This window comes from Paenibacillus chitinolyticus (assembly GCF_045038035.1).
GTDB classification, from domain to species: Bacteria; Bacillota; Bacilli; order Paenibacillales; family NBRC-103111; genus Paenibacillus_F; species Paenibacillus_F chitinolyticus_A.
The window spans coordinates 5,161,218-5,187,500 of record NZ_CP173427.1 but is presented as its reverse complement, the minus strand read 5'-3'; the positions used below and the strand labels follow the sequence as shown (position 1 = coordinate 5,187,500).

Annotated in this window: 15 protein-coding genes, 12 tRNA genes and 2 rRNA genes (1 of these 29 cut by a window edge); all 29 read left to right on the top strand. The window is 55.6% G+C overall.

What is annotated here, in order from left to right:
* A 23S ribosomal RNA gene (locus ACI48J_RS23415) occupies positions 1 to 343 on the top strand (it extends 2,579 nt beyond the left edge of the window).
* Between the two features lie 178 nt (positions 344 to 521).
* Positions 522 to 638: ribosomal RNA gene (rrf, locus tag ACI48J_RS23410) — 5S ribosomal RNA — on the top strand.
* 73 nt (positions 639 to 711) lie between these two features.
* Positions 712 to 788, top strand: a tRNA-Ile gene (locus tag ACI48J_RS23405).
* A gap of 78 nt (positions 789 to 866) precedes the next feature.
* Positions 867 to 942, top strand: a tRNA-Ala gene (locus ACI48J_RS23400).
* Between the two features lie 6 nt (positions 943 to 948).
* Positions 949 to 1,024, top strand: a tRNA-Asn gene (locus ACI48J_RS23395).
* 431 nt (positions 1,025 to 1,455) lie between these two features.
* On the top strand, positions 1,456 to 2,859 hold the full coding sequence (locus ACI48J_RS23390; protein ID WP_405080445.1) for an ABC transporter substrate-binding protein: 1,404 nt from the start codon (positions 1,456 to 1,458) through the stop codon (positions 2,857 to 2,859).
* 215 nt (positions 2,860 to 3,074) lie between these two features.
* Positions 3,075 to 3,965: a carbohydrate ABC transporter permease gene (locus ACI48J_RS23385; RefSeq protein ID WP_405080444.1), complete on the top strand. Its 891-nt coding sequence runs from the start codon at positions 3,075 to 3,077 to the stop codon at positions 3,963 to 3,965.
* A 21-nt stretch (positions 3,966 to 3,986) separates the two neighbouring features.
* Positions 3,987 to 4,820, top strand: a complete 834-nt coding sequence (locus ACI48J_RS23380; RefSeq protein ID WP_326057373.1) for a carbohydrate ABC transporter permease — start codon at positions 3,987 to 3,989, stop codon at positions 4,818 to 4,820.
* A 330-nt stretch (positions 4,821 to 5,150) separates the two neighbouring features.
* Positions 5,151 to 6,902 (top strand): amylo-alpha-1,6-glucosidase, encoded by a 1,752-nt coding sequence (locus tag ACI48J_RS23375; RefSeq protein WP_405080443.1) that lies wholly within the window; start codon positions 5,151 to 5,153, stop codon positions 6,900 to 6,902.
* Positions 6,903 to 7,082: 180 nt separating this feature from the next.
* Positions 7,083 to 7,862 carry an SDR family NAD(P)-dependent oxidoreductase gene (locus tag ACI48J_RS23370; RefSeq protein WP_405080442.1) on the top strand — a complete coding sequence of 260 codons (780 nt, stop codon included), beginning with the start codon at positions 7,083 to 7,085 and terminating at the stop codon, positions 7,860 to 7,862.
* A gap of 411 nt (positions 7,863 to 8,273) precedes the next feature.
* A complete protein-coding gene (gene gcvPA, locus ACI48J_RS23365; RefSeq protein ID WP_405080441.1) occupies positions 8,274 to 9,671 on the top strand; it encodes an aminomethyl-transferring glycine dehydrogenase subunit GcvPA in 1,398 nt (465 codons plus the stop codon).
* Positions 9,672 to 9,929: 258 nt separating this feature from the next.
* Positions 9,930 to 11,504 (top strand): aminomethyl-transferring glycine dehydrogenase subunit GcvPB, encoded by a 1,575-nt coding sequence (gene gcvPB, locus ACI48J_RS23360; RefSeq protein WP_405080439.1) that lies wholly within the window; start codon positions 9,930 to 9,932, stop codon positions 11,502 to 11,504.
* Between the two features lie 169 nt (positions 11,505 to 11,673).
* Positions 11,674 to 13,377: a sensor histidine kinase gene (locus tag ACI48J_RS23355; RefSeq protein ID WP_405080437.1), complete on the top strand. Its 1,704-nt coding sequence runs from the start codon at positions 11,674 to 11,676 to the stop codon at positions 13,375 to 13,377.
* Positions 13,374 to 14,627: a response regulator gene (locus tag ACI48J_RS23350; protein WP_405080435.1), complete on the top strand. Its 1,254-nt coding sequence runs from the start codon at positions 13,374 to 13,376 to the stop codon at positions 14,625 to 14,627. The genes ACI48J_RS23355 and ACI48J_RS23350 overlap by 4 nt, the downstream gene beginning before the upstream one ends.
* Before the next feature lie 247 nt (positions 14,628 to 14,874).
* Positions 14,875 to 16,143: an ABC transporter substrate-binding protein gene (locus ACI48J_RS23345; protein ID WP_405080433.1), complete on the top strand. Its 1,269-nt coding sequence runs from the start codon at positions 14,875 to 14,877 to the stop codon at positions 16,141 to 16,143.
* 26 nt (positions 16,144 to 16,169) lie between these two features.
* Complete coding sequence (locus ACI48J_RS23340; RefSeq protein ID WP_009672205.1) at positions 16,170 to 17,132, top strand: carbohydrate ABC transporter permease; 963 nt, start codon at positions 16,170 to 16,172, stop codon at positions 17,130 to 17,132.
* A 21-nt stretch (positions 17,133 to 17,153) separates the two neighbouring features.
* Positions 17,154 to 17,963 (top strand): carbohydrate ABC transporter permease, encoded by an 810-nt coding sequence (locus tag ACI48J_RS23335; protein WP_009672023.1) that lies wholly within the window; start codon positions 17,154 to 17,156, stop codon positions 17,961 to 17,963.
* Positions 17,964 to 18,116: 153 nt separating this feature from the next.
* Entirely contained in the window at positions 18,117 to 19,637 is a 1,521-nt protein-coding gene (locus ACI48J_RS23330; RefSeq protein ID WP_405080431.1) for an MFS transporter, read from the top strand.
* Positions 19,638 to 19,639: 2 nt separating this feature from the next.
* Positions 19,640 to 23,062 (top strand): glycoside hydrolase family 2 TIM barrel-domain containing protein, encoded by a 3,423-nt coding sequence (locus ACI48J_RS23325; protein ID WP_405080430.1) that lies wholly within the window; start codon positions 19,640 to 19,642, stop codon positions 23,060 to 23,062.
* Between the two features lie 519 nt (positions 23,063 to 23,581).
* Positions 23,582 to 23,653 (top strand) — tRNA-Glu (locus tag ACI48J_RS23320).
* 22 nt (positions 23,654 to 23,675) lie between these two features.
* Positions 23,676 to 23,751, top strand: a tRNA-Val gene (locus tag ACI48J_RS23315).
* A 56-nt stretch (positions 23,752 to 23,807) separates the two neighbouring features.
* Positions 23,808 to 23,884 (top strand) — tRNA-Asp (locus ACI48J_RS23310).
* A gap of 63 nt (positions 23,885 to 23,947) precedes the next feature.
* Positions 23,948 to 24,023, top strand: a tRNA-Phe gene (locus ACI48J_RS23305).
* A gap of 17 nt (positions 24,024 to 24,040) precedes the next feature.
* A tRNA-Thr gene (locus tag ACI48J_RS23300) sits at positions 24,041 to 24,116 on the top strand.
* Between the two features lie 7 nt (positions 24,117 to 24,123).
* Positions 24,124 to 24,209: transfer RNA gene (locus ACI48J_RS23295), tRNA-Tyr, on the top strand.
* Positions 24,210 to 24,217: 8 nt separating this feature from the next.
* A tRNA-Lys gene (locus ACI48J_RS23290) sits at positions 24,218 to 24,290 on the top strand.
* A gap of 17 nt (positions 24,291 to 24,307) precedes the next feature.
* Positions 24,308 to 24,392: transfer RNA gene (locus ACI48J_RS23285), tRNA-Leu, on the top strand.
* A gap of 12 nt (positions 24,393 to 24,404) precedes the next feature.
* Positions 24,405 to 24,488, top strand: a tRNA-Leu gene (locus ACI48J_RS23280).
* Positions 24,489 to 25,251: 763 nt separating this feature from the next.
* Positions 25,252 to 26,274 (top strand): LacI family DNA-binding transcriptional regulator, encoded by a 1,023-nt coding sequence (locus ACI48J_RS23275; RefSeq protein WP_405080429.1) that lies wholly within the window; start codon positions 25,252 to 25,254, stop codon positions 26,272 to 26,274.
* The last annotated feature ends 9 nt before the right edge of the window (positions 26,275 to 26,283 follow it).

Here is a 26,283-nt window from a genome sequence, read left to right as displayed (position 1 = left end):
GGCTGTTCGCCCATTAAAGCGGTACGCGAGCTGGGTTCAGAACGTCGTGAGACAGTTCGGTCCCTATCTGTCGCGGGCGCAGGAAATTTGAGAGGAGCTGTCCTTAGTACGAGAGGACCGGGATGGACGTACCGCTGGTGTACCAGTTGTCTCGCCAGAGGCATAGCTGGGTAGCTATGTACGGAAGGGATAAGCGCTGAAAGCATCTAAGCGTGAAGCCCCCCTCAAGATGAGATTTCCCAGTATGTAAGACCCCTTGAAGACGACGAGGTAGATAGGTTGGAGGTGGAAGCACAGCAATGTGTGGAGCTGACCAATACTAATCGGTCGAGGGCTTGACCTACAAATCTGTACGACAGTACAGGTTACATCGAAAGCATATGCTTAGGCTTTTCCGACAGGAAAATGCCGCATCGAAAGGCATACCCTAGGTATGCACCACAAGATCTTTGGATGGATCGACTGCACGTTTCGCTGCTAGTTTTCAGGGAGCAACCCTGGTGTGTCTGAACAGACACCTGTTTGGTGACGATGGCGGAAGGGAACCACGCGTACCCATCCCGAACACGACCGTTAAGCCTTCCAGCGCCGATGGTACTTGGACCGAAGGGTCCTGGGAGAGTAGGACGTTGCCAAGCAAGAGCCCACTTAACGGTGGGCTTTTCTTATCCTTTTTATCGTGTTTCTACCTATTATATAGGTGCTACATACGGGCCCTTAGCTCAGTTGGTTAGAGCGCACCCCTGATAAGGGTGAGGTCGGTGGTTCGAGTCCACTAGGGCCCACCACTTACGAAATTACCTCTCAAAAAAAGTGCTTGACGAATTTCGCAAGACAAGTTAGAATTTTTTCTGCAGCACCAAAATGGGGCCATAGCTCAGCTGGGAGAGCGCATCGCTGGCAGCGATGAGGTCAGGGGTTCGATCCCCCTTGGCTCCACCATCTTATTCCCTGATAGCTCAGTTGGTAGAGCACTCGACTGTTAATCGAGTTGTCACAGGTTCGAGTCCTGTTCGGGGAGCCATACATATAACCAAGAGCCGAGAGGCTCTTTTTTTGATGTTTTCAAAAGCAGGCACAGTCGAAATTGACTAGGAAAATAAGCCTCTTGTGAAGGCTGAGCGAACGGCAGGACAAATCTATTCAACCACCGTCATGCGGATGACACACTGCGCTCTAGGAGCTGCGAGGAAGTATCTGAGCGACTGCTTATGGCGAGTGGAAGATCGAGCAAGCCGGCCAGCTGCGCGCTGTTCTCTAATCATACTTGTGCATTTTGCAGCAGCTGTTTCTCTGACTTATAGGGGAGCGGCTTTTTACTTTTGCATGATAATAATAAATAAAAGTTCTTTTTAGCGGATTATAAAAATATAGTGAAATAAACCTTTGTGTAAGCGCTTAAAAATTCTTGTCAGAAACAGCCGACTGTATATCCAAAAATAAGGAGGGCAAGCCATGGCAGACGGAAGAAAGAAATGGAGTGTCACGGCGGTTTTGTTAAGTTCGGCGTTGTTGTTCGGATGTTCCGGCCAGAGCGTAACAACGACACCGGGACCGACCCAGACGGGAAAGGATGCGGGAGATTCCACGGCCGCTAAAAAAACGATAACCATTACTTATAGAGACGATGGAATTGGCGAGCAGGGGGCCCTGTTTAAATGGATCAAGGAAGTGGCTTCCAGTTATCCGGATAAAAGCGTGGAAATCAAACCGACCCCCATTCAGGCGTCCGAGGGGGATTATTTTGCCAAGATTGCTTTGGCACTGAAATCGAAGGATACGGCGCCGGATATCGTGACGGAGGACACGTTCATTCTGAACTCGGATGCGAGTGCGGGCTACCTGGAACCGTTGGATGACAGGTTGAAGGGGTGGGAAGATTGGACGAACGGCTCTTTTATCGAAGCTATGAAAAAAGGGGTAACTGCAAGCGACGGCAAGGTGTATGGGGTCCCTTACAATACGGATTCGAGGGGACTGTGGTACAACAAGGAGATTTTCAAAAAAGCCGGACTTCCCGAGAACTGGCAGCCTAAAAACTGGGATGAGGTTTTGAACGCGGCAAGGACAATTAAGGAGAAAGCGCCGGATGTGGTTCCGATCTGGATGAATATGGGCAAGGCGACAGGAGAAGCGACTTCGATGCAGACTTACGAAATGCTTCTCTATGGAACCGGAGAAAGGTTATACGACGAAGCGAGCGGAAAATGGATCGTAAAGAGCCAGGGAATTCTGGATGCGCTCGGTTTTATCGAAACGGTGGCGAAAGAAAAGCTCGGACCGCCGCTGTCCAAAGTGCTGAACGGCCAAGCCGGAAACACGGCTACGCGTGAATATTTACCGAAAGGCAAGCTCGCGATCTCGCTCGACGGGTCCTGGATCACCGGCAATTATCTGGAGGGCGGAGCGGCACCGTGGCCGGCTTATAAAGATGTGCTCGGGTTTGCGCCCATGCCGACAAGCAAAGGCCAGGCCCCGGGTTCGATCACGCTAGCCGGAGGATGGGCTTTGTCGATTCCCAGCAACGCGCAGCATAAAGACGAGGCGTGGAATTTTATTAAATACGCGCTGAATAAGGAAAATACGCAGAAGCTCGTGATCGCTTCCGGCAATATAACGGTCCGGGCAGACGTAGCGAAAGATCCGGGCTACACGAAAATGCCGTTTAATGAGCTGGCAACGGAGTATTTGAAGAATGCCGAGTTTAGGCCCGCGCAGGACAAATATCCGGAAGTGTCCACTCAAATTCAAACGATGGTCGAATCGGTGGCAACGGGGACAGCGCCCGCGGCTGCTTTAAATAAATATACGCAGGACGTAACCCGGATTGCCGGCGCGGAGCATATCACGGAAAAATAAATGACAGGCTGCCTGCTCCGGCACATGCGGAAGACGGCAGGGAAGACAGGATATAAGAGGATGACCACCGTTATGTGAAGCGACATAGCACGCCGGCTGCCTTGACGAAGCTCGGGCTGGTTCTTGTTCAGTCCGTACCGCATGAAGCTTCCGGCACTCGGGTTAGGGCGTCTCAGGACGGTGGTCACCAGTTAAAGTGCGGGAGGGGGATGCGGATGAGCAGTGTGGCGGTCCAAGATCTCTATAGGAAAAAACGAGCCTCTTCGTGGTTTTATTTTTTGCTTCCTTCGATAGCGATTATGCTGGTGTTTTTTATTTATCCGATTTTGCTGACCTTCTATTATTCCTTTACGAATCTGGCGTTGACGGGGGAAGCCGCGAAAGAGCTGAAGTTTACCGGCTTCGATAACTATGTGCGGATGTTTCAAGATCCTACGGTCCGGATCAGCATCTGGAATACGCTCGTTTTTCTGATCGGGTCGGCCGTTATCGGCCAGCAGGTGCTGGGCTTTCTGATTGCGCTTCTGATGAAGCACAAAAATAAGCTTTTCCGTCGGGTGATCGGAACCATCGTGCTGGCAGGCTGGGTGACCCCGGAAATTGTATGCGCTTTATGTCTGTACAGTTTTTTCGGGGATGAGGGGACTTTGAATGCCATCTTGGCGTTTTTCGGTATTCCGGTCGTTACATGGCTGTATACCGTTCCGATGATTACGATTATTCTGGCTAACATCTGGCACGGGACGGCGTTTTCCATGCTCGTCTTTCAAGCGGCGCTGGATGACGTGCCCGCGGAGATCGAAGAAGCGGCCGTTGTCGACGGAGCGTCGAGGTGGCAGATCTTGACGAGAATTATTTTGCCCCTTATAAAAGGAACCTTGACCACCAATATGATGCTGGTTACTTTGCAGACTTTGGGCGTATTCGGCCTCATCTACGCGATGACCGGAGGAGGGCCGGGAACCTCGACGACGACCCTGCCTATTTTTATGTACAACCAGGCGTTCGTGAATTATCAGCTCGGGTACGGGACGGCCATATCGCTGCTCCTGCTGCTTCTAGGCATTATTCTCAGCCTGTTCTATATCCGTGCGATGAAAGAGTAAACTTACAAGGGAGAACATCGTATGAATACGAGCCAGCGTAAATGGATGTATCGCATCTTGCCTTATACGATTCTTGTTTTCATCGGCATCTGTTTTATTCTGCCCCTCTTGTGGGTTCTGGTGGCATCTGTCGATTCCAACGCGATGCAGTCGCTTAAAGTACCCGCGCGGCTGACTGGGACGAATTATGCGGAGGTGATCGCCAATCCGGAAAATCAGCGGGCCTATATGATCGGCCTCGTCATGTCTCTGGGCCAGGCCGTACTCGTCGTTATTCTGGCCCTGCTTGCGGCCTACCCGTTGTCGCGCTATCAATTAAAGTATAAAAAACCGTTTATGCTTACCGTGTTGTTCATGACTTCGCTTCCGATTACGGCGGTTATGGTCCCGGTGTATCAATTGTTCCTGACCACCAAGCTGTATGACAATATTTTCGGCGTCATCTTATTTTTCGCGGCTTCGTCTATGCCGTACGGCATCTGGATGCTGAAGAACTTCATGGACTCGGTGCCGAGCGAGCTGGAAGAAGCGGCCTGGATCGACGGAGCGTCCGTGTTTACAGGCATCCGCAAGGTAGTGGCGCCGCTGATGGTTCCCGGCATTTGTACGGTAGCGATTTTTACGTTTTCGGGAAGCTGGGGGAATTTCTTCGTTCCGTACATCCTTCTGCAATCTCCTGAAAACTTTCCGGTATCCTTGAAGTTGTATCAGTTTTTCGGACAGTACGGGATGGCCGACTACGGCAAATTAGCGGCATTTTCGGTCCTGTATGCCGTTCCGTCCGTCATTCTGTATATGTTGTCCCAGAGATTCATGTCGAAAGGATTCGGGCTGCAGGGAGGAACAAAAGGATAAGAGGAAGGAACGGCAGCAGAGGCCGCTCCCAAGAGAGACCGAAATCTTATAAGCATTGGCATTTAAAAATAACCGTCCTAGGGTGATCGCCTCCGGGCGGTTTTTTATTTGCCAGGAATAAAGGGAAGCAGTGAACAAAAAGACGAATCTACGCATGCAAAATGGCACCTTTAGAGCCTCCGGCTTAAAACTGCGGCGTAGCAGGCGCAAAATGACACGAAGATACCAACAAGCGTCGGTGTGGAGATTCTCTTCTTTCCGGTACAATTTCATGTAAACGCTCTCTTCATGAGCAACTACGAATCCAAGGAGCAACGGGGGGCTGCAACTATGAATTTCGATCTGTCTGTGGTGCCATTCAGCCGCTTTGGTTCCTATTTCGCCTTATCGAGACTGCCGCAAAGCGAAAAGCGCAGTGAAGGGCTTTACGTACGAATGATCCGCGGGGGCGACGAGCAGGCCGGTGTCTTGTTCGGCATCACCCCCATTGATCCGAAGAGCAGGGAAGCGCTGACCGATTACAGGGTGGAAGCTTCCCCCGTCAAGGTTCGTCTGGAAAGCGGAACGGGCTGGATGGAATGGTGCATTCCGGAGCCGGACTGCATCCGTGTCAGAGGCGAAGGGATCGGACTGAAGCTGACGGCGGAGCTAAGCGCATACGATTACGCCCTTCCTTATCAGGAAAGAGGATGGGAGCTTAACAGCTTTTCGCGGGAGGTCCGGATTCTGCTCTCGCCGCTGCACGGCCATTTCGAGCCGGATGTGGTCTGGGGCGGACTCCGTGCCAAGCATATTGCTTTCGTGATGGTTCCCGGCGGAGAGAGTCAGTCGTTCGATCTTTCTCTCGAAGAATACCGGACGGTCCCCGGACAGCGCGGCGCATATTCTTACGAAGAGGCCGAGGCTATGGCGGGCCAGGACTGGGAACAGTGGCTCTCCCGCACGATCCGGACTCCCGGGGACTGGGAGGAAGCGCGGACACTTGCCGCGTACATTACATGGTCCTGCGTCGTACGAGCGGACGGCTATTTATCCCGTCCCGCGATGTACATGTCGAAGAACTGGATGACGAACATATGGAGCTGGGATCACTGCTTCAATGCGATGGCGCTGGCCGGAACGAATCCGGACCTGGCTTGGGATCAGTTTGCTATATTTTTTGACCGGCAGGATGAAAGCGGGATGCTGCCGGACTTTTTAAACGATAAATATGCGCTCTGGAACTGCTGCAAACCGCCCATTCACGGGTGGACACTGGACTGGATGATGAAAAATTCGCCGGCGGTCACGGATGAGAGGCTTCGGGAAATTTACGAACCGCTCGGCAAATGGACGACGTGGTGGTTCCGGTACCGCGATGACGACGGAGACGGAATTCCGCAGTACAATCACGGCAATGACAGCGGCTGGGACAACAGTACGGCGTTCCTGACGGATATTCCCGTGGAGAGTCCGGATCTTTCGGCGTTTCTCGTCATCCAGATGGAAGTATTGGCAGTCGCGGCGCAGAGGCTCGGCCTGGACGAAGAGTCCGAGCGGTGGTCAGCCCGGGCAACCGAACTGCTTCAGAAGCTGATCGGGCACTTCTGGGACGAGAAAGAAGGCCGCTTCACGGCCATGCGTTCCGGTTCGCACGAGCGTTCGGCCGGAGACAGCCTGCTGTCGTTCGTTCCGATCGTGCTTGGAAGCCGGCTCCCCGGCCCTATCCGCGAGAAGGTGATCGCGGATTTGAAGCAGCCGGACCGGTTCCTGACCGGCAACGGGCTGGCGACGGAGAGCACGTCCAGCCCGTACTACGCGGCGGACGGCTACTGGCGCGGCCCGATCTGGGCCCCTTCCACGATGCTGATCGTGGAAGGGCTTCGCGGAGCGGGCGACGGGGAATTTGCCTCGGAGGTGGCCCGCAAGTTCTGCCGCATGGCGGCGAAGTCCGGTATGGCGGAGAATTTCGACGCCGTAACCGGTGAGGGGCTGCGCGACCGGGCGTTCACGTGGACGTCGAGCGTTTTCCTTCTGCTGGCCGGCAGATGCAGGGAAGAAGAGAGGGTTGCCGGGGCGTCCGCAGGCAGTTCGGAGCAGTAAGGATGGCTGCCTCGCCTCAGTGACAGTTAAAACGGGAACGGAAAGCGATACAAGAGCGAGAGTGATCAAGGCATGAAAGTACGAAAGTACGAATGCACGAAAGCAAGAAAGCAAGAAAGCAAGAAAGCAAGAAAGCAAGAAAGCATACCAAACACGAAGCAAACCAAGGGGGTAAATCAGATGACAACGAGCACTTCTCCGCTGGATTTAACCGGAAAGACGGCCCTGGTCACGGGAGCCGCTTCGGGAATCGGTTTTGCGGCCGCTCAAACAATGGCAGCTAACGGGGCCAAGGTAATGCTGCTGGACATGAACGAAGCCGGCGGCCGCGAAGCCGAACGTCTCCTTACGGAGCAGGGGCATTTCGCCCGGTATATTCCGTGCAACGTTACACAAGCGGAAGACTGCCAAGCGGCAGTTGAAGCAGCGGTCCGGGAGACGGGCCGGATCGACATCGTTTTCAACAACGCGGGCGTGATCCGGCGGAAAACCGTTGTGGAACTGACGGAAGAGCAGTGGGATCTCGTGATCGACGTTTCCTTGAAAGGAACTTTCCTTCTGTCCAAATACGCGATTCCGGTAATGGAACAGAACGGCGGCGGAAGCATTATCAACACGGGATCGGGCTGGGGGCTGAAAGGCGGCGACCAGGCGGCCGCCTACTGCGCGGCCAAGGCAGGCGTCGTGAACCTGACCCGCGGGATGGCGATTGACCACGGCCCTGCGGGAATCCGCGTAAACTGCGTCTGTCCGGGGGATACGGATACGCCGCTTTTGCGCGACGAAGCGAAGCAATTGAGCCGGGACGAGGCAAGCTTCCTCGTAGCTTCCGCGGAGCGTCCGCTTAACAGGCTGGGGACGCCTCAGGATATCGCCAACGCGGTGCTGTTTCTGGCAAGCGGGATGTCCGCGTGGGTTACCGGCTCGGTTCTCGTGGTGGACGGCGGAGGTTTGGCGTAAGCTTTTTTTGCGGCAAAGAATTTGCAGGATTGAGCTAGAGAGCTTGGGCACGGGCAGATCTGGTCCGGAGCAGTAAGGATAGCTGCCTCGCGCCTCAGTGATAGTAAAACGGGAACGGAAAGCGATACAAGCACAGCGATAAGCAGGTAAGTCTGTAACACGGGCAGATCTGGGACAGAGATAAGCAGTACGTCTGTGACACGGACAGATGTCGGAACAGCGATTATCCGGTAAGTTTGCAGCACGGGCAGGTGCCTGAACATCGACTGGTCAGCATGATCTGTGACACTGGCATAGAAAAAAACCTTTGCGATTAGACATCACACTTGAGCAATTTTTGACCGGCAAGTTACTCCTAACTCTCATCAGGATTTTACTGTTCCATCATTCATCACATAGGGAGGTTTACCGATGGCAACCAGGCAGTCTTCATCCCATCCATATATACCGAACACGGTATCCGACGTACAAAAGGACATGCTCCAAGTGATCGGAGCGGCTAGTATCGAAGAGCTGTACCGCATGGTACCGGAATCTTTGCGCTACCGCGGCACGCTTCAAATCGGTCCGGCCTTAAACGAGTATGAGCTGCAGCGCCACATCGAAACGCTACTGAACCGCAACCTTCACGCGCGGGAGCGGCTCAACTTCCTCGGGGCGGGCTGCTGGCAGCATTATGTGCCTGCGGTGTGCGACGAGATCAGCCAGCGTTCGGAGTTCGTGACCGCGTATGCGGGAGAGCCGTACGAGGACCACGGGCGCTTTCAGGCGCTGTTCGAGTATCAAAGCCTTCTGGCCGAGCTGGTCGACATGGACGTCGTCAACGTGCCGACGTTCGATTGGGCCCAGGCGGCTTCCACCGCTCTGCGCATGGCAGCGCGCATGAACGGCCGCAGCGAGGTGCTGCTGCCGGCGACGACCCATCCGGACCGCCTGCTTATCATCCGCAACTACCTGTCGCCGCACATCCGCTGCACTCTCGTCGGCTGCGACCCCGCGACAGGACTGCTGGATTTGGGCGATCTGCAGAGCAAGCTGGGCCCGGATACCGCGGCCGTCTATATCGAGAACCCTTCCTACCTCGGTCACATCGAGGTCCAGGGGGAGGCGATCGGCAAGCTCGCGAAGGAGGCGGGCGCCGTGTTTGCGGTCGGCGTGGACCCGATCTCGCTGGGCGTCCTGAAGCCGCCTTCCCGCTATGGCGCGGACCTTGTCTGCGGCGACTTGCAGCCTCTAGGCATCCGTATGAACTATGGCGGAGGCCAGGCCGGTTTCATCGCTTCGCGTGACGAAGAAGCTTACGTGATGGAATATCCGTCACGCCTGTTCGGCATAGCGCCGACTTCGGTAGAAGGCGAGTACGGCTTCGGGGACGTGGCGTATGAGCGGACTTCTTTTGCGAAGCGGGAAAAAGGGAAAGAGTCCGTCGGCACGCAGACCGCGCTGTGGGGGATCACGGCAGGCGTCTATCTGGCACTGATGGGGCCGCAGGGAATGGTTGAGGTGGGCCAGACCATCGTTCAGCAGGCGGAGTACGCCAAGAAGCGGCTGTCCGAAATCGGGGGAGTCAGCATGAAATTCAACGTGTCCACGTTTAAGGAATTTGTCGTTGACTTTAATTCGACCGGCAAAAGCGTGGCGGAGATTAATAAACTTCTGCTTGAGCAGGGTATTTTCGGAGGCAAGGACTTGTCCGCCGAGTTTGCGCAATGGGGACAATGCGCGCTCTACTGTGTAACGGAAATCCACACGAAGCAGGATATCGATACCCTCGCGGAGGCGCTGAAAAAAGTGCTGGGAAGGGCCTGAAGATCCCCAAATGCGATCCCTTATGTTAGGGAGCGGGGGAAGATGCCGGAGGAATGGGTCGCGTACGCGGCAAACGTTCTGGAATAGCAACGGTTATAGAACCGGATCTAAAGCCAACTAATAGTACCGGCCGATAGAACAAATTATCTAACTGATCAATAGAACCACTATCGAAACCAATCAATAGAGCCAATCAATAGACCAATCAATAGAACTAACCCGTAGATTCAACCACCGATGAGAGGGGATATCGGCACCATGATCAAACGAATCGAACGAAACAGCAAGGTCCGCAAGTTCCACCAGGCGAAATGGGATGAGCCTGTCCTATTCGAACTGCACCGTCCGGGCGAGCGGGGGATTCTGGTACCGGCGGCAGAGCCGGAGGTGGAAGCCGAGGTGGGCGACGGCCTGTCCGCCCTGCCGGCGTCCATGCGCAGAGAGACGGCCCCGGCCCTTCCCGAGATCGGCCAGGCCAAGGTGCTGCGGCACTATCTGCGCCTGTCGCAGGAAACGCTGGGGTCCGATTTCAACGTTGAAATCGGTCAAGGCACCTGCACCATGAAGTACATCCCGCGGATCAACGAGATGTTTATCCGCAGCCCCAAAATGATGGACCTTCATCCGCTGCAGGATGCGGACACGGTGCAGGGCATGCTCGAAGTCTATCACGGCCTCGACTTGGCGATGAGGGAAATATCGGGCTTGGACCGGTTCTCCTTCCAGCCGAGCAGCGGTACGCAGGCGCTTTTCGCCATGGCGTCCATCGTCCGGGCCTATCACGATGCGAACGGGGAAGGGGAGAAGCGCGACGAGATTATCACGACGATCTTCTCTCATCCGTCCCAGGCCGCAACCGCCGCGGTAAAAGGGTACAAAATCATCACGCTGTACCCGGACAAGGACGGCTTCCCGGATCTGGAGGCGCTTAAGAACGCGGTGTCCGAGAGGACGGCGGGTTTTGTCGTGGCGAACCCCGAGGACACCGGAATCTTCAATCCCCGGATCCGCGAGTTTACGGACGTCGTGCATGAAGCGGGCGGAATCTGCTTCTACGATCAGGCTAACGCGAACGGGCTTCTCGGCATTGCACGGGCGAAAGAAGCGGGCTTCGATATGTGCTTCTTCAACCTGCACAAGACATTCGCGGCGCCTCATATGTGCGGCGGACCCGCAACCGGAGCACTTGGCGTGACGGCACAGCTGGCGCCGTTCCTGCCGGGTCCCGTCGTGGAATACGACGGCAGCCGCTACAGCCTGAGCGGGGAAACCCCGGAAAGCATCGGCAAAGTGCGGATGTTCCACGGCGTGGCTCAAACGGTACTCCGCTCGTATGCCTGGATTCGCGCGCTGGGGCCCGAAGGGCTGCTGGAAGTGGCTAAAACGGCCGTTCTCAACAACAACTATTTGTACGCGAACATTCTGAAAATCAGAGGCGCCAGCGCCCCTTATGTGGAAGGCGGACGCCTGGAGCAGGTACGCTACAGCTGGGAACAGCTGACGAAGGAGACCGGCGTGACGACGGAGGATGTTCAGCGCAGGATGTGCGACTTCGGGCTGCATTACTGGACCAGTCATCATCCTTATATCGTTCCGCAGCCTTTCACACTGGAGCCGACGGAATCGTACTCCAAAGAAGATCTTGACGAGTATCTGGATGCGCTGCGCCATATTTCGCAGGAAGCGTACGAAAATCCGGAGATCGTGAAAAGCGCCCCCCACAACAGCACCGTCCACCGCATCGACGAATCCAGCTTCGACGATCCCAAAGAGTGGTGCATTACGTGGCGGGCCTATCTCAAAAAAACAGAGTCGGCCGGGGCCGCCCGCTAAAGGGTCCCGCGCACGGAAGCGGGGCGCCGCACTGACGACGTTCAGACAGCGGACCCGCTGGGTTATATTTCAAATTCCATAGAGCGCGGGGAGGCATGTGCACACAGCCTTCCCGTGCTATAATCATTTTACGGAAGCGCTTACTTTACTGCATGCGGGGGAGATTACGTTGTTTAGACACCTGGGCCTACTGCCGATTCGTTTACGCCGGAGCCTGCAGGGAAAGCTGGTGCTGCTGATTTTGCTGGTCGCCATTATCCCCCTGTTGTCTCTGGGCTATGTGCTGTATACCAAGTCATCGCAGACGATAAACGAGCAGTTCGGGCGCTACGGGGAAAACACGGTATCCCAGCTGCAGGTGCAAATCGATTCGACGCTGGCTCAGATGAAATATACCGTCGGAGATATTTTGTCCTACCTGCTGGATCCCAATTTTACGGTTCTGCATGAGGAGATTCCGACGACTTATTTGGGCTTTAAAGAAGAGCAGCAGCTCGAACAGTATTTAAAAGCGCATAAAACGCTGGATACGAAGGGCATTTTTATCCTGACCAAGTCCGGCTACTATTACGGCGAGCGCATCGCCAATACGGATCTTGTGGAGGAAAGCCCCTGGTTCGGCGAGGAGCGCACGGGGTACCGGTTCAGCATTTACGAGCCCAAGCAGTACAGCGGCACCTCCAACATTCCGGGCGAAAAAGTGATCGGCCTGCTTTTCCAGATTCACAATCAGGTCGGGGCGCTGGAGGATGCAAGGGTGCTGATTGAAGTAAAAGCCGAAAAGCTGCTGGAAATGTTCCACGAGTACGAACGGGATACGGGCGCTTTCCTGACCATATCGGATCAAGGGCGCATTCTGTATCAGACGGCGAAGGCCTATACAAAGCGTGACGACGATGTCGTCTGGACGAAGCAGTCGGAGGAGACCGATTGGAAGATCGAAGTGCGGACGCCTTACCACCAGTTTTACCAGTCGTCTCTGCTCGTCCGGACATTTACGTTTACAGCCGTCAGCTTGTCCATTCTGTTGGCTTTCGTTCTGGCGTACTTCAGTTCGCTGCGGTTCCTTAGCCGGATTAAAAAAATGAAAAATTCCATCCGGGACGTCTCGCTCGGGCGCCTGGATACCCGGATCGTCGTCGATTCCGAAGATGAAATCGGGCGTTTGGGCCGCAGCTTCAACCACATGGTTGTCCAGCTGCAGGATTTGTTCGGAGAGGTCAAACGCGTGGAGCGGCAGAAAAAAGAAGCGGAGCTCCGGGCGCTCCACCATCAGATCAATCCCCATCTGCTGATCAATACGCTCGCTTCCATCCAGTGGAAAGCGCGGATAGCGGGCAACGCCGAGGTGCAGCAGATGATTCTTCATTTGACCAAGGTACTCGACGGCAACCTGAACTACACACGTGAGCTGGTAACCTTGAAGGAGGAGCTGGATGTGATTCATCATTACATGAATCTCCAGGAATACCGGTTCGGCCATGTGTTCGGCTACCGCATCGATACGGGGGAGATCCCCCTGGATCAGGTCCGCATTCCGCGGATGACTCTACAGCCTTTGGTAGAAAATATTTTTTTTCATGCGTTCGAGGACGGGGCGGGCACGATCGAAATCAAAGTGCGTGAGCAGGGAAACGCGATCCGGCTGAGTGTGTGCGACGACGGCAAGGGAATGGAACCCGATGCGGCACGGCAGCTTCTGGCCGATCCCGGAGATGCGGTCGGCCGCAAGAAACGCAGCATAGGCATTTATAACGTCGATCAGCGGATCAAGCTGCATTTTGGCGATAAATACGGGCTGGATGTAGAGTCGGAGCCGGGAAAAGGAACATGCATCGGGATTAAGCTTCCTAAGGAGGAGGAAACGGGATGAGCGATACGACTATACGCGTACTGATTGCCGACGATGAAGTGATTATCCGCAGGGGGCTGATCAGCACGGTGCCCTGGGAACGCTATGGTATGGAAGTTGTGGCGGATGCGCCGAACGGGACCCGGGCCTGGGAGGCTTTCCTGGAGCACGAGCCGGAGGTGGTCATTACGGACATCGTGATGCCCGGGATGACGGGAATCGAGCTGATCCGCAAGATCAAGGAGCACGCCCCTCGGACAAAAGCGCTGCTGCTCAGCTGCCACCGCGATTTCGAATACGCGAAGCAGGGCATCAAGTACGGCGCGTCCGGCTATCTGCTCAAAACCGATTTCAGCGATGAGGAGCTGGGAGACTATCTGGAAGGTTTCCGCAGCGAGCTCCGCAGGCCCGGACAGCAGGCGCCCGCACAGTCGGGGGGAGCGGAAACGGCCGGAGAAGACAAAGCGGCGGGCGTGGAAGGAGCGCTCCGCGAATGGCTGCACGGCATCCGGGACCGTTTTCCCGCAGAGCTGGAGAGGCTGCTCGAAGCCGAGTGGCGGTGGATGCGCGAGCCGACGGTGCCTTACCTGATCGGCTGCGGAGGCCCGGCGGCGTCGGCCGAAGCGGAAGTGCCCGGCGCCACGACCGGGGCCGCACCGGGCCCGGCCACCTGCGCCGCGCGCTTGGCGGCCGGGCTCGCCTCCGCGGGCCTCTGCGCGGCGGCCGCCCTCAGCGGGCAGCATGTGCTGCTGCTCGTCCCGGAGGGAGAGCGGCAGGCGTGGAATGCCCGCCTGTGCGCGCGCAAAGCGGCGGACCCGCAGCTGCGCTGGACCGAGGGCGCGGCGTTCGCCGGCGCGTCCGGCTGGCTGGCGGAGGTGCGCCGCCTGCACGGCCGCATCGAGCTGGAGACGCGCCACCGCGTGCGCATCGGCGAATGGCCCGAGCCGATTGCGGCGGCGGTGCGCCTGATCGTCGAGCAGGCGGATTCGCAGCTCTCCGTCGCGGAAGCGGCCCATGAGGTCGGCCTGAGCCGCAGCCATTTCAGCACGCTCTTCAAGCGCGTGGTGGGCGAAAGCTTCGTGGCGTTCACCTGCCGCACGAAGCTGGGCATCGCTTCGGAGCTGCTCGCCGCCTCGAAGCTGACGGTGCAGGACATCGCGGACCGGGTGGGCATGCCGGATGCGAAATATTTCAGCAAGTGGTTCAAGCGCTGCACGGGTCAGACCCCGAGTCATTACCGCACGGAGCGGCGGATGACGGACGCTCGCTAGCCGGCTCTGCCGGTGCGGTTTCCCGGAAGGGAAACCTTCTTTTTTTCCCCGGTAGCGGATCGCCGGATAAAAATACCCCCTCGCGCCGAACGTATTGGCACCTTCCTCGGGAGCTGCCCGGACAGCGGGCAAAGCGGCACTTTTTTTCGGACATTCTTCCGTTTTGAAAACGCTTTATTTGCCGTAAACTGAAGTCAATTCAACGCATTCATCTCATCACACCTAAGATGTTTATGGGGGGAACTTTATGAAAAAGACGCTCGTTCTCGCGCTTACCGGATCGATGGTTACCGCTCTTGCCCTCTCGGGCTGCGGCTCCAAGCAGGGAGAAGCCCAGGGGGGAGGAGACTCCGGCGCCGGCGGCGGCAAGGTGACGCTGCGCTTCGCGACCTGGGATACCGGCGATCTGCTCAAAATCCAGGAAACGATCGCCAAAAACTTCGAAGCCAAGCATCCGAACGTCAAGGTGCAGGTCGAGGCTTACGGAGACGGATTCGATCAGAAGCTGGCCGCTTCCATCGGAGCCAACAATGCGCCGGATGTGATGTACATGTGGGATTTTCCGACGTATTACAAAAACCTTGAACCTTTGGATGAGCGGATGAAAAGCGATACGACGCTGAAGCAGGACGATTTTTACCCGGGACTGCTCAATTACGTCAAAATCGATGGAACCGCTTACGGAATACCGGCAGGGTTTACGACAAGGGTGATGTATTACAACAAAAAGCTGTTTGACGAAGCGGGTGTTCCTCAGCCTAAAGAAGGCTGGACGTGGGACGAATTCAAGAGCGCGGCCCAGAAGCTGACGAATCCGGCCAAAAAGCAGTACGGCTTCGGAGTCCGCGCGGAGAACGATCCGTACGATCTTCAGGGCATCGTCTGGAGCAACGGCGGCAGCTTTATCTCGGATGACGGCAAAACGATCGAAGGCTACATGAACGGCAAACCGGCGGTCGAGGCGATCGGCATGATCGGCGACCTCGTCAAATCCAAGACGGCCGTGATCGTGGGCGGCAAGAACCAGCAGTCGGGGGACGACATTTTCAAAGCGGGTAAAATCGCCATGTGGGAGAGCGGCATCTGGCCGCTGGACGGCTTCAAGGAAGCGAAGATCGATGTCGGAACGGTTTCCATGCCGGTCTTCCCGGGCAAGCCGGTTAAAGGCGTAATCGCCGAATCCGCGGTCTCGATGTCCAAAAACTCCAAGCACAAGGAAGAAGCGTGGGAGTTTATCAAATATTACGCTTCCGAGGAAGCGATCAAACTGCGGACAAGCGACCTGCCGGTGCGTAAAAGCATCGTGGAAGGCAACAAGCTCGATCAGGATCCGGTGTATAAGGCGTTCTACACGATGCTCGAAGCGAGCGACAACACCCCGGCTTTCCTGCTCAGCCCGAAATGGAACGAAGTCAACCGCAACTTAACGTCGGCCATCAACGCCATTATGCTTGGACAAAACGCCCAGGATTCGATGGATACGGCCGTACGCGATTCGCAAAAGTTTTTCAAATAACCCGTTAGGGAAACGGAAGTGAGCCCATGCAACCGAACACCTTGCAGCTTCAAAAAGGCGTGCGGCGCAGCATCTGGAGAAGAGGCAGGCTAACCCCCTTCCTCTTCATTCTTCCCTGGATGATCGGGTTCGTGGCCTTTACGCTCGGACCCCTCCTGTTTTCGCTCGTCATTTCCTTTTACGATTGGCCCATAGTCGGCGAACGAACCTTTGTCGGCTTCCAAAACTATGTGAATATGTTCACAAATGATCCTTTGTTTTGGCATTCCTTGGGCGTCACGGTCCGGTTTGCCGCCATATTCGTGCCGCTTAATCTCGCTATCGCTCTTCTGCTGGCGGTTCTGCTCAATCAGAACGTCCGGGGAAGCGGCATTTTCCGCACGGTATTCTACCTGCCTTCCGTCATCTCGGGCGTTGCTCTGGCGATGATCTGGGCGTGGGTGTACAGCGGGGAATACGGGATTCTCAATTATTTCCTGTCCCTGGTCGGAATTACCGGACCGGATTGGCTGCGCGAGCCGAACTGGTCGATGATCGCGATGGTTGCCGCAAGCCTGTGGGCGCAGGGGTCCATGATGCTGATCTTCCTCGCCGGGCTGAAAAATATCCCCGGCGATCTTTACGAGGCCGCCGAACTGGACGGTGCGGGCGCGTTCAAGAGGTTTATCCGCATCACGCTTCCCATGCTGGGTCCGACTCTGCTTTTTAACCTGATCACATCGATCATCGCCGCTTTCCAGCAGCTCACGCTCGCGTTGACGCTTACGGGCGGAGGGCCGCTGAATTCGACTTACTTTTACGCCATGTATGTGTACGAGAACGCTTTTAAATATTTCAAAATGGGTTATTCCGCAGCCAATGCCTGGGTCATGTTCGTGATTGTGCTGGCGCTGACGATGATGGTCTTCCGCTCCACCTCCATGTTCGTCTATTACGAGGGTGAACTGAAGAAGAACAAAGCCCGGAAAACGAAGCGCAAAGCGCTGTAAAGACGATTGCGAGGTGAAGACATGAAGAAAGTACTCACATATGCCCTGCTGCTGTTTTTCTCGCTGCTGTTCCTGATGCCGTTCTTCTGGCTCGTTACGACGGCTCTGAAAAGCCCGGAAGAGGTTTACATGTATCCGCCCAAATGGATCCCGTCCGAGCTTCACTGGGAAAACTTCGCGAAGGCGTGGACTATCCAGCCTTTTAATGTGTTTCTGAAAAATTCCCTGACCGTCACCGTGCTGTGCAACATCGGTCAACTGATCTCATCCTCCCTGGTAGCGTATGGCTTTGCGCGGTTCCGCTTTAAGGGCAGGGACGCGCTGTTCATGGTCGTGCTCGCCACGATGATGATTCCGTGGGACGTGACGATGATCCCGCTATACATGGAGTTTAATTTCCTGGGCTGGATCAATACGCTGAAGCCTTTGATCGTCCCGTCCTGGTTCGGCTCGGCGTTTTACATTTTCCTGCTGAGGCAGTTTATTATGACCATTCCGACGGAGCTTGAAGAGGCGGCGAAAATCGACGGGGCGGGGGATCTGAAAATTTTTACGAAAATCATCATCCCCCTGATGTTTCCGGCGCTCGTGCTTGTCAGCGTCTTCAATATGCTGGACACGTGGAACGATTATCTCGGACCGCTCATTTTCCTGAACGATGCGAGCATGTATACGCTGACGCTCGGTCTGGCGCAGTTTAAAGGGATGTTCGGCGTCGACATGACTTCGGTTATGGCCGTAACGACGATCATCTGTCTGCCTCCGCTTGCGGTGTTCTTCCTTGCCCAGCGGTATATCGTGGAAGGCATTTCGATGACGGGCATCAAGTAAAGTCTTGTGTTCCCGTGAAGCCGGAGTGGATGGGAACATAGGCTGAGCTGCCAGAATCAAGCGGTAAGCAGTAAGCAAGGAAGTTAACTTGGGAGTTTCGGACAGCAAGGGGATTGGACAGATGTGTTTAGTTTTCGCAGCAGCAATACAAGCATGACAATCGGAGTCAGGCGGTTTCTGGCGACGGAAGCGCTGTATGGGATCGGAATCGGGCTGTATTCGCTAGCCCTGAATCTTCACCTGCTGGCTCTCGGCGCAAGCGGCGGCCAGATCGCGAGCATTTCCGCCGTGGGCATTCTCATCATGGGAATCGGCGCGCTGCCCGCCGGTATGCTTGCGGGAAAAATCGGCCGCAAGCCCATGCTGCTCACGGGCTCGATGCTCGTTGCAGCGGGAGCGGCCTTATTCGCCGCCGGACGCAGCCTGCCGGTCTGGTATGCGGCCCAGGCGGTAGCGTCAGCCGGATTTATGTGTATCGAGACCACGGAAATCCAGCTCTTGTTCCGGTACTCCCGATCCCGCCGTGAGGAGAGCCGGGCTTTTCACGGGATGTTCGCGGTGTTCACCGCATTCACGGGGCTCGGCAATCTGCTCGGGGGCATGCTCTCCCGGGCGGACGCTTCGGCCGCAGGCCACGCCCCGTCGCTTTATGCTTCCGCCGTGTGCATCGCGGTGCTGTCTCTGCTGCGTTTGCGGCTGCTTCCGGCGGAACGGGCGGCGGGCGGCAGCGGCGGGGAGGGTTCGCCGGCGATGGGTGGTCCCGGAGCCGCTGACCGTCCGGAACCGGCAGCAGCCGGGAACGGATTGCGTCCCGAAGCCGAAGCCGCTGCGGGAACCGCAAACGGCAGCCGCGATGCGGCAGAAGCCGGCAGCCGGGGCCGCGACATCACGGAGAACGGCCCCGGAGACAGCTGCCGCAGGGAATCGGCGGCAGCGGATGCACCCGGCAGCGCAGCGCGCGGCGCCGGGGAGAAGCACGCGTCCCGCAAGGGGCAGGCGAAGCTGTCCGTATCACGCGGGAGGCGATCCGCGGAATCCCTGCCGCGTTTGCCGCAGGCAATCCGCAGGCTGCTCCGCAACCGGTCACTCTGGCTGCTCGCCGCCAACGCCTGCCTGATCGGATTTGTCTTCTCGTTCATCGGCCCGTTCATGAACGTCTATCTGAAGTTCCGGGCGGCATGGGGGGACGATCTGATTTCTTACGTGTACACGGTCAACGGGCTTGTCCTGTTTGCCGCCTCGCTGGCCGCACCCAAAATCATGGAGCGCTGGGGAGCGAAAGCCGCCTTCACAGGCGCGTTCCTCGGAAACGCGGGGCTGGCTCTTCTGCTCATGATCGCGCAGCCGGCGCCGGTATTTGCGGCCTTGCTCGTTCTCCGCAGCGGAAGCTTTTCGCTGCTCGGCAATCTGGTCGACAGCGAAACCATGTCTTCGCTGCGAGAAGAGGACCGCAATCTGTACGCGGGAATGCGGGCCGTTTTCCGCTGTGTCGGATCGTCTTTGTCGACGATGACGGCGGGTTTTTTTATGAATGCAGGCGATTACCGCACTCCGTTTCTCATTGCGGGCGTGCTGCTGATCGTGAATTTTATGTATTTCCGCAGCCGTGTGCTGCCTTTAATCATCAAACGGGACGACCATTTAAGGGGTGAGCCCCAAGCAGGAGGAGCATAGACATGAAGGAACTACATTTGCAGCGCAGGGATTGGGAAAATCTCGACGTGCTGGAGCGGGACCGTCTGCCGGCCCGGACCAGTTTTATTCCCTATGGTGAAGAAAAAGAAGCTCTTACTTACGCCGGAGAGCGTTCGGACCGGACCCTGCTTCTTAACGGCACGTGGGCTTTCCGGTATACCGGCTCGCCCGAGGAAGCGCCAGGCGGTTTTTATGAGCCGGAGTTCGACGCGTCCGCCTGGGACCGGCTTCCTGTGCCGAGCTGCTGGCAGCTGCACGGGTACGGCGCTCCCCATTATACGGATTTGTACTATCCGTTCCCGGTTGACCCTCCGCGTGTGCCCACGGACAATCCTACAGGCAGTTATCGGAGAGAATTTACACTGCCGGACGATTGGACGGATAAGGACATTGTTATCGGGTTTCACGGAGTAGACAGCGCCTATAACGTCTGGCTGAACGGGGAGTATGTCGGGTACGGCGAAGGGAGCAGGCTGACGGCGGAATTCGATTTGACGCCTTTTGTCCGCAGCGGACGGAATGTTCTTGCCGTGCAGGTGTATCAGTGGTCGGCAGGAAGTTACCTGGAAGACCAGGATATGTGGTGGCTCAGCGGCATATTCCGCGATGTCGTCCTTACGGCCCGGCCCAAGCTGCATCTGCAAAATATCCGGGTACACGCCGGACTGGATGAAGCATGCAGGCACGGACTTCTCAGCGTGAAGGTGACGGTAGCGAAGGCGGCGGCTGGACGCGCTGCTCATATCAGCGTACAGTCCGGAGAGCACACAGGAGAACATGCAGGCGCGTTAACCGGAACGAGGCATGGGGATCAAAGCAGGTCACAGGCCGGGACTTTGTCAGCGGCAGGTGCGGCTTCCCGTCCGTTCACTCTGGTCTGGAAGCTCCGGGACCATGACGGGAACGTTGTCGTTTTGGGGAAAGAAAGCGGGGTCGCAAACAGCGGAGAAACGGACGGAACCGCTAAAAATGGGATGGAGCGCTCGCTTACGATTGAAGCGGAAATCAACGAACCCCGCAAATGGTCCGCGGAAACGCCTTATTTGTATGACCTGATCGTCACTCTGCTGGACGAAGAGGGAGAGGTGCTTGAAACGACGGCGCTGAAAACCGGTTTCCGCCGCATCGAGGTCAAAGGCGGCCTCATGCTCGTGAACGGGAAAGCGATTCGTCTGCGCGGAGTGAACCGTCACGACCATCACCCCGATACAGGCAGAACCGTCACACCGGAGACGATGGAGAAGGACATCCGGATGATGAAACAGCATAACATCAATGCGGTGCGGACGGCTCACTACCCGAACGACCCGCGCTTTTACGACCTGTGCGACCGATACGGCCTGTATGTCATGGACGAAACCGATCTGGAGACGCACGGCTTCGAATTGATCGGGGACGCTAACCGGCTCAGCGCCGATCCGGCTTGGGAGCATGCTTATGTGGACAGGATGCGGAGAATGGTCATGCGCGACGAAAATCACCCTTCGATTATCATGTGGTCACTCGGCAATGAATCCGGCTTTGGATGCAATCACGAGGCGATGTACAAGTGGTGCCGCTCCTACGATTCAACGAGACTCGTTCATTACGAGGGGGACCGCGAAGGTAAAGCTTGCGATGTGTTCAGCACCATGTACTCCTCCCCTGAGAAAATGCGCGGGTTCGGGGAAATGAAGGAGCTGGACAAACCGCATATCCTATGCGAATATGCCCATGCCATGGGGAACGGCCCCGGAGGACTCCAGCACTATGAGGAGCTTTTCAGAACGTATCCGAGGCTCCAGGGAGGTTTCGTCTGGGAATGGATCGATCACGGTCTGCGGCGAAAAAAAGCGGACGGCCGCGAGTATTTCGCTTACGGCGGGGATTACGGCGATCAGCCGAACAACGGAAACTTTTGTATCGACGGACTCGTAACGCCTGACCGCACGCCTTCTCCGGGTCTGATGGAATACAAGAAAACGATTGAACCGATATCGATAGAGATCGCAGGATGGGAGCCGGGCAAAAACGAAGGAGCCGCCGAGCTGATTATCCGGAACCATTACGATTTCATCTCGCTTCAAAACTTCCGCTGTACGTGGAAGCTGGAGGCGGATGGCCGCCTCGTCGGCGGGGGTCCGGCCGAGCTGCCGGACATGGCTGCGGGAGAAGAGGGAACTCTCCATATTCCCCTTCCTGTGCTTGCGGCAGCTGAAGGAGATCCGGCCGAGTACTGGCTGACCGTGCGCATCGTGCTGGCCTCCCCGGCAGCTTGGGCGGAGGAAGGCCACGAGATTGCGTGGGCGCAGTTTCCGCTTCATGCCTGCTCCGGAAGGGCGGCAGGAGCCGCGATAAATTCCGCCGCCGAATCCCCAGCAGGAGCGTCAGAAGGCCAAATGGCGGCTTCACAAGCACACGGAGGAGAAGGATCTTCGGCGGATAGCGCGGCCGCTCCAGCCGGACGTGGAAGCGTATCCGCCGGCACGGGCGAAACCGCAGCCGCCATCCGGGTCGAAGAAGCGGACCGCCTGCTCACCTTGACGGGAGCGGACTTCACGCTCGTCTTCGACCGGGGCCGGGGGCGCATCGCCTCCTGGCGGCACGCGGGCACCCCGGTGATCGCCGAAGGCGGCGGACCGCGGCTCGCCTTGTGGCGCGCGCCGATCGACAACGACATGTACGTTGTCGCCGACTGGCGCAAGGCGTGCGTACACATGGCGGCCGACGATGTGCGCGGCAGCGGCTGGGAGCGGCTCGCGGACGGCTCCGTCCGCGTGACCGTCTCCATCCGCACGGCGCCGCCCGTGTACACCTGGGGCTTCTCCTGCACGTGGGCCTACACCGTTCGTCCCGACGGGACGGTGGACTTGATCGTGCAGGGCGAACCGGACGGCACGCCGCCGGATATGCTTCCCCGCATCGGCCTGAGGATGGAGCTGCCCGGCAGCATGGACCGCGTGACCTGGTACGGGCTCGGTCCGGGGGAATCTTACCCGGACAGCAGACAGGCGGCGCGGATGGGCTTGTACGACGCAGCGGTGGACGACCTGCGCTTTCCGTACGTCAAGCCGCAGGAAAGCGGCAACCGCTCCGATGTGCGCTGGGCGTACCTGCGCGGCGTGCAGGGCTCCGGGCTTCTGGCAGCCGGGCAGCCGGTCTTTGACTTCGGGGCCAGCCGCTACACGCCGGAGGACCTGGAAGCGGCCTCCCACGAGTGCGATCTCGTTCCGCGCGATTATGTCACGCTCCATCTGGATTACAAGCAGAACGGGCTGGGCAGCAACAGCTGCGGGCCGAAGCAGCTTCCGCCGCATGTGCTGGAGCCTCAAGCTTTTCGGTTTGCGGTACGGCTGGGGCCTGTATCCGGCGATGCTCATCCTGCACAGACAGCGGCTGCGCTTCGTTCCGGCGGCTTAAGCTGAGCAGGAACCCCTTCAAACCAAACACGTCCGGTGCTCCTTCCTGTGAGCAAGGGCGTGTTTTTTTACGGGCTTAACCATTAATGAGCCTGCGTTTGCTATTCACTATCAGAATAAAGGGCGGGGCCGACTGCCGCGCAGTGCCGTAACGCCGCCTGTGAATCACGCGCTTTGGAAGAATAGAGAAAAGTCACGCCCGCGGTTGCGAATTTACGTCAGAGCGCTGTGCTTGTGCGTCACATGACGGTGGTCAACCACAAATGAGAGTCATACTCGTATATACGAATTCACGTTCCCGTATCATGGCGTAAATTTACATCTAGTGATCCGGATACGTCCTGCCGTTTTTCAAGCGTGACCTCCGAAACCCTTGATTTTACTGGGAAAAATGCGATTTGATCCGTCAAAAACAGCATGTCCATATGGAGGCAATTTCTAGGATATTTTGGATAGAAGAAAAAGCTTGTAATCTTTTAAATTTCTGATACAATAATCCTTGTCGCCAAAAAAGATAAACATCAAGGCCCGTTGGTCAAGGGGTTAAGACACCTCCCTTTCACGGAGGTAACAGGGGTTCGAATCCCCTACGGGTCATTTTATTCCTACCATAAGATATGGACGCTTAGCTCAGCTGGGAGAGCATCTGCCTTACAAGCAGAGGGTCGGCGGTTCGATCCCGTCAGCGTCCACCATCCAGATTTTATGAGACCGACAATCATAATTTTCCTGGAACTGGGGAATACTACTTGGAGCTGTGGTGTAGAGGCCTAACATGCCTGCCTGTCACGCAGGAGACCGCGGGTTCGAATCCCGTCAGCTCCGCCATTTAAGTTTTACAAGCGTTCATCGATCCCGCATATTCCGATTGGGTTGGTGCAAACCATGCAAGGCTCGGTAGCTCAGTCGGTAGAGCAGAGGACTGAAAATCCTCGTGTCGGCGGTTCGATTCCGTCCCGAGCCACCATTTAAACAACTTTATATGCCGTTGTAGCTCAATTGGTAGAGCAACTGACTTGTAATCAGTAGGTTGGGGGTTCAAGTCCTCTCGACGGCACCAGTTTCATGGAGGCTTAGCGAAGTGGCCAAACGCAGCAGACTGTAAATCTGTTCTCTGACGAGTTCGGTGGTTCGAATCCATCAGCCTCCACCAGTTTTTAAGAGCCATTAGCTCAGTTGGTAGAGCACCTGACTTTTAATCAGGGTGTCGAAGGTTCGAGTCCTTCATGGCTCACTTTTCAAGTGTCTTATGCGGTCGTGGTGGAACGGCAGACACGCTATCTTGAGGGGGTAGTGCCCAATGGGCGTGAGGGTTCAAATCCCTCCGACCGCACCATCAAATCCTCATGCGGACGTGGCGGAATTGGCAGACGCGCTAGATTCAGGTTCTAGTGGTGTAACAGCCGTGGAGGTTCGAGTCCTCTCGTCCGCATCACGCATCAAGAAAAAAGGTTTCTGATCTGCTTTTTCTGGCAGAGCAGGAACCTTTTTTCTTGATGCGTGATCTTTAAGCTGGTGCTCATTACCTGGGCAGAAGAAAGCTTGCACCTGTGATCGAAATGATACTGTATTACCTGCTACAATTTCCGTCCTAAGGTCTCGTAAAATAGATCTAGCCAAAGGCTCTCGGGAACAGCAATCTCCTCAGAATTATCATGCATCCTTATAGTAAGAGGCAGCAAGCCGGGTGGCATTAAAGGTTTTTATTCCTGAATCCCCCAGGTTTTTTTATTTTACCTGAACAATGTGCATGTTCAAACAAATTGCGTAAACGTTTTAACAAACAATTGGTTGAAAAAAGGAAGTTTTTAAATGAGGGAAACAGCGGGTTAACGTTTCTAGTTTTTGAGGAGTGGCTGACATTAAAATTCGTATGATTTTTCTGAGGCCTGCTCGATACCAATGAACATCTTGGTTTTATGTAATGATATATGACATGTTTACGAGGTTTTAATGAGAATTTAGTTAAATACCGAACAAATACTTAACATAAAAGGTTATGCATGAAAATGAAAACGCTTTATTATTTTTGTTTTTTGTAAAAAAACTATTGTAATCTTATTGGGAACGTACTAGAATAAAACTAGAAATTGCGTAACCGTTTTCATTGAATGAATGATAGATTAGATTCATAGCTTTTATCGTCAAAGGGAAAATATTGAGAAAACGTTATGACATTAAACTAAAGGAAGGGGGTGGCTAAGACGAACAAGGAAATTACAATTAAGGACGTGGCCAAGCAAGCAAATGTATCTGTAGCTACGGTATCCCGAGTGATGAATGGACGGGATCGCGTAAGTGAAGCCACTCGCAAGAAAATACTCAAAATAGTCGAAGAGATGAACTTTGTGCCGAATACGATGGCGGCATCGATGGTCAATAAAAAAACCAACATGCTCTCCGTCGTGGTGCCGGAGATTCAGAATCCCTTCTACACTGCAGTCATTGGCGGTATGGTAGAGGTAGCCAAGAAGGAAGGCTTCTTCACTCTAGTCGTCTCTACGAATAGTGACGAGGCGGAGGAGGAAGAATTTTTTGAAAGCTTCCTAGGGAAAAATGTTGATGGGATTATTTTAATCGGTACGCATAAGGATGCAGATTTTTACCGGAATATTCGCAAGCCAACTATCCTTGTAGACCGTTATATCAACGATTGCGGCCACGACGGTGTCTTAATCGATAACTTCCGCGGCGCTTACGAAGCGACCAAGCACTTCGTGGACTATGGTCATGAACGCATTGCCATTATAGATGGGGCGCATGATTTTAATGACGGCAAGGACCGTTATTGGGGTTATCGTCAAGCCATGCATGAGAGCGGCCTGACACCCGATCCTGCCTATCATAAGCAGGGGAATTGGCTGGAAGAGGATGGCTACCGATTTACAATGGAGCTTTTGCAATCCGAGCAGCCGCCGACAGCCATATTTGCGGCTAATAACGTCATCTGTACGGGTGCGATTAAAGCGATACGCGATTTGAATCTCCGAATCGGAGAGGATATATCTTTAATTGGGTTTGACGAGAACGAGCTTGCTCAATTCGTGCAGCCAAGAGTGACCGTGGTTAGCAGACCGACAAGAGAGATGGGAATTCAAGCGGCGGAGATGCTCATTCAAAAAATCAAGGGAAAGCCAAAAGAACAGACGAAGCTGAAGAAAATGATATTGGATGTTGAATTGAAGAAATTCGGCTCAGTCAAAAGACTGAAAGCGTAATACTGGGGG